The sequence below is a fragment of the Bradyrhizobium sp. BRP20 genome (assembly GCF_020194215.1).
GTDB lineage: Bacteria > Pseudomonadota > Alphaproteobacteria > Rhizobiales > Xanthobacteraceae > Bradyrhizobium > Bradyrhizobium yuanmingense.
In genome coordinates, this window is the sequence record NZ_JADYVY010000046.1 from 1 (window position 1) to 6,500 (window position 6,500).

General features: G+C 61.8%; 5 protein-coding genes and 2 pseudogenes. 6 read left to right on the forward strand and 1 reads right to left on the reverse strand.

Annotated elements, in window-relative coordinates; all coding sequences use genetic code 11:
- Positions 1–156, forward strand: a pseudogene (locus I6F33_RS37410) (IS701 family transposase); the annotation flags it as partial.
- 541 nt (positions 157–697) lie between these two features.
- Complete coding sequence (locus I6F33_RS37415; protein WP_225143851.1) at positions 698–907, forward strand: hypothetical protein; 210 nt, start codon at positions 698–700, stop codon at positions 905–907.
- 228 nt (positions 908–1,135) lie between these two features.
- On the opposite strand, the pseudogene I6F33_RS37420 reads toward I6F33_RS37415, so the two are convergent.
- A pseudogene (locus I6F33_RS37420) lies at positions 1,136–1,561 on the reverse strand (ArdC-like ssDNA-binding domain-containing protein); the annotation flags it as partial.
- A gap of 639 nt (positions 1,562–2,200) precedes the next feature.
- Between I6F33_RS37420 and I6F33_RS38580 the strand changes: the two are divergent.
- From I6F33_RS38580 to I6F33_RS37440, 4 genes are all read left to right on the forward strand, one after another.
- Positions 2,201–2,479, forward strand: a complete 279-nt coding sequence (locus I6F33_RS38580) for a helix-turn-helix transcriptional regulator (protein ID WP_225145760.1) — start codon at positions 2,201–2,203, stop codon at positions 2,477–2,479.
- 163 nt (positions 2,480–2,642) lie between these two features.
- Positions 2,643–3,578 carry a DUF955 domain-containing protein gene (locus I6F33_RS37430; RefSeq protein ID WP_225143855.1) on the forward strand — a complete coding sequence of 312 codons (936 nt, stop codon included), beginning with the start codon at positions 2,643–2,645 and terminating at the stop codon, positions 3,576–3,578.
- A gap of 25 nt (positions 3,579–3,603) precedes the next feature.
- Complete coding sequence (locus tag I6F33_RS37435; protein ID WP_225143858.1) at positions 3,604–4,878, forward strand: hypothetical protein; 1,275 nt, start codon at positions 3,604–3,606, stop codon at positions 4,876–4,878.
- Between the two features lie 327 nt (positions 4,879–5,205).
- The gene (locus I6F33_RS37440) at positions 5,206–5,970 is read left to right on the forward strand and encodes a PD-(D/E)XK nuclease family protein (protein ID WP_225143860.1); all 765 of its coding nucleotides are present in this window, start codon (positions 5,206–5,208) and stop codon (positions 5,968–5,970) included.
- Positions 5,971–6,500 lie beyond the last annotated feature (530 nt).

Sequence of the window (6,500 nt, forward strand, 5' to 3'; positions counted from 1 at the left end):
TTGCAGCACCGTCGCCTCGCACATGCGGGACGGAAAAAAAAGAATCAATGGGCCTCCGCCTCAACCAACCATGCCCGCCGTACGCCACGCCATCGTCGATCTCATTCTTCGGCCGCCATCGCAGCGATGCCCGCACTGCAGAAGACGAATCCGTGAAAAACCACAGCACAAACCAAATCTGCCAAAGTAGTGCTAGTCTAGTTTCGTATTACGACTGGCAGAGCGAAGAACAAGCGTCCGCACCGACCAGCATCACGACCGAGTCACTAGATCGCGCGCCAAAATGTCGACTCTGCGGTACCGCCGCGTCTACGAGCGACACTTCGAGGCAGAGGGTATGAGTTTGAAGGGCGCTTGTAGACCGAACGGAGCCAACTGAGCAGGGGAACGGTGGCTTCGAGCTTGCAAATAATGCTTCCGGCCCGTCCTATTTTTACGCTACAGCGCGCGGGAATTGGGGGCGGCATCAGAGAGCCTTTTGTTTGGCACCGAAGGCGATATAAACCAACACATCCGGGCAATTGGGCTAGACTCAGATGGCGTCGAAACAAGTCAGCAGCAACCCCATCGGCTACCACGAAAGCAGCGCCTTTGTTGGTAAGCCCGCGTCGAGCCCCAAGGTCGCACTGTGAAAATGCCCATCTAGTCAGTGGTTTTTCCGATTGTCGCTGAGATCATCGAAGCATAGGCAGGGACCATGGTTGACAACGATAACAACAAGCGGCGCCGGCTTGTGGAGTTCAAGGACGGTTGCCGCTATGGCAAGTTCGGAAAAACTAAGGCTTATGAACTGATCGCCTATGAGATGATTAGGGCCTACAAGATGGGAGGTAAGACCATGATCGACCTCGACAGCGTGGATGAATATCATGCTTCGCTGCCGAGGGTGGAGACGAGGGCAAGCTAGGCCGCCGATACCGCAGCGAGACAGCGGGCTGCACCGTCGCGCAGGCTATCAAGGCAGGCGATCAGACAAATGCTGCATTAAAGGCACGCGCGTTCGGCCCAACGGACCTCACGGTGATAGAAGCTGTGGATCTTTTTTGCCCTTGCCGAGCTGTCGCCGCAAGACCTCATCGCGCCGCCGTCGCTTTTTGCCTGTCGTGGGCGTGTTGGACTTCGACTAGTTCGCCATATCGGTGTTGACGACCCTAAAGCGCTTGAGAAATGGAATGGCCTGCGCTTCGTCGCCGGTCTCGTCGGCGCGCCGCTTCTCTTCACGCGGCACGAAACGGTCGGAGTAGACCATCGCGGTGCCACGCTCCCCCTTACGCACATGGCCTCCAAGCGACAGCGCTTGCCGGAACGTGAGCCAGCTTTGACCGCTGTAACCATGCTCGATCGTGCTTCCCCAGAGCAGAAGGACGTTGATCCCGCTGTAGGATCGATCGGTCGAAGCATTTTTCGGCATCGCTAAGGGTGCCCTTGCCGCGGCAGTGCCCCAAGGCTGGACCCGGGGCACGCGGCCTGCCTCAAGCTCAGCAATGATTTTGTCGGTGATCTCGTTATAGAGGTTCGCGCGGTCCTGGCCGGCGCACGCGTGAACAGCAGGGCTTGACATCCCGGTTCTCCGCGACGGGCGCCACGAGCCTCTCTCGCAGCTTGTAACCCGTCACGGAAAAAAACCAGCCGCACTCTTACTCTCAGCCTTTTGCGCAATCTGCCTTAGGGCCGCAGGCCTTAATCAGGCGTGCGCCAGGGCACATCGCCTTAAAGAGAAATGGCACCCGCAGGAGCGTGAGCATAGCGGCGCCGAAGGCGGCACGCGGGACCGAGTGCCGCGACGAGACCGGTCAAAAGGGCACCCGGGAACGGGGCAGTGATAGCGACGTCGGCATCTTCATGAGGGCGGGCCCCTTTCCCGAGTGCCCCCGGCGAGGAGCACTAAAGCTCTAGCGCGAGGGATCGAAGCCGCAGGCCGAGACGCTACGCGGCTCGGTTCACGAGAGCCCGGTGCGGCTCCGGCCGCACGCGCAGACAGCGAGGACGAGGGCTTCAAGGGACGTCTGGGGCTGCATTCGCTGCCGCAGGCCGATAACTTCTACCGCAAGATCGGGATGACCGATCTGGGGCAGGACGCGTCGTACCAGAATTTAAGGTACTTTGAGATGACCAGCGAGCAGGCTCGCGCTTTCTTCGAAAAGGAGGAGAACGATGAAACTTGAACGAAGCAAAGAGTGGTGGATGGCTCGGGCACGTCGTGAAGGCGACGCCGTCATCGGCGCCGGCTTGCTCGCGTTCGATCCAGTCCGATACGCGCCCGGCTGCTGCCCAGCAGACCGCGGCGGTTGAAGAAACGCGAATCGCCTTTGGCAAATTCGTGAACTTGATGCGCCGTCGCCGCGGCTTCTCGATGGAGAGGCTGGCAGAGGTCGCCGAGCTCGACGCCAGCGAACTACTCGTTATCGAGGACGACGTCCATTATGTCCCAGAGCCCCGAACGGTCTTCAAACTGGCGCAGACCTTTGCGGACGCTTGATGCAGCTTGCCGGACTGGCGGCGGCAAACGATGCTGGGTTGCGGCAGGAAGCCGTTTGATTTGCCGCCCGCTCCGAGGCTGTGCAGAAGCTGACGCCGGAAGAGAATTCGGCTCTTGAGGCATTCGTCGCCGTCTTGAGCGAACAGGATCCTAAGCGAGCCAAGTGAAGAACGTCAGTCTCGGACATCGAACGATCGCCGACATCGACGGACCGGTCGACAAGGTCCTGCGCGGTCTTGGAGACCCGGAGCCGCCGATCGATCTACGTATTGTCCGCGACCTGCTGAAGCTTGACCGCGGCTACTACTCGACCACGGACGACAGCCTTTTGCGAGAGACCTTCTCGCGCATGAAGGTCGCAGGTCTTCAGGTTCTTCTCCGCCCAACGATCCTACGCGAAGCGGTCCAGACCCTGAGCCTCAAAGCCCTGTACTTGCCCGATCAGAAGCGGATCCTGCTCGACCAGGATCTCCCCGTCCTCAAGCACCATTGGAACGAGGCTCATGAGATCGGGCACGACATCATCCCGTGGCATAATGAGATGATGTTGAGCGACACCGAGCAGACGCTCATGCCCGCCTGCCACCAGAAGATCGAGGCCGAGGCAAACTATGCCGCCGGCCAGTTGCTGTTTCTCGCAAGCCGCTTTGCCGCCCAAGCTGCAAGCTCTGCTCCGAGCCTGGCTCTCGTCAAGAGCCTGAGCAAGGGATTTGGCAACACCATGACCTCAACCCTGTGGCGCTTCGTCGAACAATGCCATGGCGGCCGGCCGATCGTAGCCCTCGTCACTGGCCATCCGCATCGGACACGGCGCAAGGCTGATTTCGATCCTGCCAATCCGTGCCGGTATTGCGTGGAATCGCCTCCGTTCCGTGAGCGGTTCGGCACGATGCGCGAGACCGATCTGTTCGCGACTATCGTCGGCTATTGTGGTTCGCAGAGCGGGGGCAGTCTCGGTCGCAGCGAGGTGCTGTTGGCGGACCTCAATGGCGATCGGCATGTTTTCGATTTCGAGACGTTCTTCAATCGCCACGAGGCGTTGACACTGGGCCATTGGCTGCGCTCATACAATGCGCCGGTGCCAGTGCGAGTGTTCTAAGGAGATGGTCCGGCGATCAACTCTCGTGGTCGATGGACCGCTCGCGATGCGGATGCAGCGGCTGGTGGCGGCACGGGAAGGAAGCACCGGCCGTGAAATCCTCACGCTTCCATTCCTTGCTGCTCGTCTTGCCGGCGGCTTTGTGGCGCCCGTCGCGACCGACGTTCTTTATCCCGCCATTCAGGCGGCGCTGGCTGCGGGCGGCTTCCAAGACCTCGGCCACGAGTCGAGCCTACCGGGGATGCCCCGGGCTGTCCTTCAGTCGCTGACCGCAGTCTGGCGCGCCGACATCGATCTTTCGTCCTTGCCACAACATGTCGGCCGCTTCGCGGATCTGTGTCTCCTCGAAACGCGCATCAGAGAGCGCCTTCCCGCCTCCAGGATGCTGCCCCGCGATCTTCGCGACGCTGCATTGGCGAGGGCTTCATTTTCCACGTCCTTGCTCCGGCCAGTCACGCTCGATGGAATCGTTGAGATCAATGCCGTCTGGCGCCCCCTGCTCAACGGGATTGCGCAATTCACGGGGCTCTCCTGGAACATCCCGGCGCCGACGGAGGAACAGGCGTGGTTTAAGGGCACAATCCACCGGCAGCCAGTGACACCGCCGGCGACATTCTCGGCCGAGGCGAGCGCAGGTCCCAAATCCGAGGTGGTGGAGGCGCTTCGGTGGGTGCATCGGCTGCTGTCTTCTGGCGAGGCAAGAGCCAAGGAGATCGGCATTGCGGCGACGTCGACGACGGACTGGGACGACCATTTTCTCGCCTATGCAAATAGCGCGGGCCTTCCCCTGCACTTCTCGCACGGCATACCAGCGCCAAGCACGCCGGAGGGGCAAGCCTGTGCCGCATTGGCCGACGTTCTAAGGACCGGTCTCAGCCAGGAAAGGATTTGGCGCCTGATCAGACCGCTGCCGCCACGGCCCTTCGCGGGCACCCTTCCGAAAGACTGGTTTGCCGGCATACCGCGCGGCGCGGGCCTGAGGACGCTCGAACAGTGGCGCGAGGCGCTCATCGCCGCGAGATCCCATCGCGCGGACGACATGGCTGCGGAAGGTGCCCTGCTTCCGATTCTGGAGCTTCTGGCGCGCGGCCCCGAGGCCGGCCAGGAAGCCGGCCGACTCCTACTCAGCGGCGCGAGCCTCGCGATGTGGAACTGCGGAGCGCGCCACCACACGCGGTTTCGCTTTCCTTGCAGGCAATGCGGGTGCGCGACGGCCGAGACCCGGCGAACAGCGTTGTGTGGAGCCCCGCTTCGCATCTCGCTGCGAGCCCGCGACCGTTCACGCGACTGCTTGGTCTGACGAGCCGATCCTGGCCTCGGCTCGAGAATGATGATCCTTGATCCCTCACCATCTTCTCGACCGTCGGATGCTGCATGTATTGACGACAGCAGATCGCGATCGCCGGCACTTTGAGGTTATCCGCGATGGAACGCGCGAGCACCTGATCCTCTCGCGGCCACAGCGCAATGCAAAGGGCAGCATCCTATCGCCAAGCTCGCTCTATCCCGCGAACGAGGTGGTCCAGAAGCGTGACCGTATTCCCGAACACGCGTTCAGCGAAGCAGACCGGCTTCTGGCGCGGCCGCGCGATGCGGGAGCGCTCGAGCATGTCCGTCAGAGCCAGCAGTGCTGGCACGCCACGACGGCTTGGTCGCATCCGACCATCCCGCGATCCTAGCCGCTCTCGCCCGGAGCCAATCGACGACGTCGCTTCAGAGGCTCCTGCGGGACCCGCTCGGCTACGTCTGGCGCTATGCGCTGGGATGGCGCTCCATCCGCCTGGAGGGCGAGCCGCTCCAGCTTGATCCGATAGCTTTTGGCGAATTGGTACACGAGCTCATTGCCGGCGCGATAACACGGCTTGAGCCAAGGCCGGGCTTCGCGCGCGCAAACGCCGACGAGATCGAGGCCGCCATTGAGGCAGCGTCCAGCAAGGTTCTGGCGTCCTGGCCGCTACAGCGCTCGGTGCCACCAGCTATCCTCTGGCAACATACCGTGAAGGAAGCCGCTCGCCGCACGACCAAAGGTCTTGCCTGCGACGATCCGACCCGGGCGGATACAAGGAGCTGGAGCGAAGTCCCGTTCGGCCAGGAGACGCTAATAGGCGGCGACTTGCCGTGGGATGAGACGGTCAAGGTACCGATAGAGCAAGCGGGACTTGTCTTTGGTGGTCGGATAGATCGGCTCGACATCCGCGCCTCCGGCGAGGCTGAGATGCATCAGAACATCACGGTCACCGTCGAGCCGTCCGCTTACCTGCAAGCCGTCGTGGCTCGGGCCGAAGCGGCTTCACGCGTTCAACTCAACGGCCAGCTCGGCACGGGAATGCAGGGGCCTGGCGACAATTCGGTTAAGTCCACACAAGGGCCGCCGACAGGATCACAAGAATGAAGATGCTATTCCCACAAACGTGGCGCGCGGGCATGCAGCGTGTCAGCGTAGCCATTGACGACAATATGGGTGAGCCAGTTGTGGTTATTCCTGTGACTCCGGGGAGGCCTAACTTCCCCGGAGAGCCTCAGCCTGACAGGGCTGTGACTGGGACCGCTGTCTTCATGGCGAAGCCTGAGACTGTGGTGATGGGCATAACAAGGTGCATGCGCGCGGCCATTCGCTGAGCCCGCTCATAACCACAAGCGTCCCCATCTTCACTTTCGATCACAAGGCGCTGCCATGGCCGTTGCTGCAAGGCTATCGCATCACGCTCATTCGCACGGGTGAAGCCTTCGAGGTAACAGACATCAAGTCTGACAGCGTTGCGCGTATCGAAGTCAAGGTCGTTCGGCTCGGCAGGTGCCGCGCGGCAATCAGGGTGACAGTGGAGCGTCAATCAGGATGAGAGAGCTTCGCCGGGCTCGTGACGCAGGGAGGGCGTAGCCCGACCGGAGTTACGAGCCCGGCGTCGGCGCGATCCACAGGGG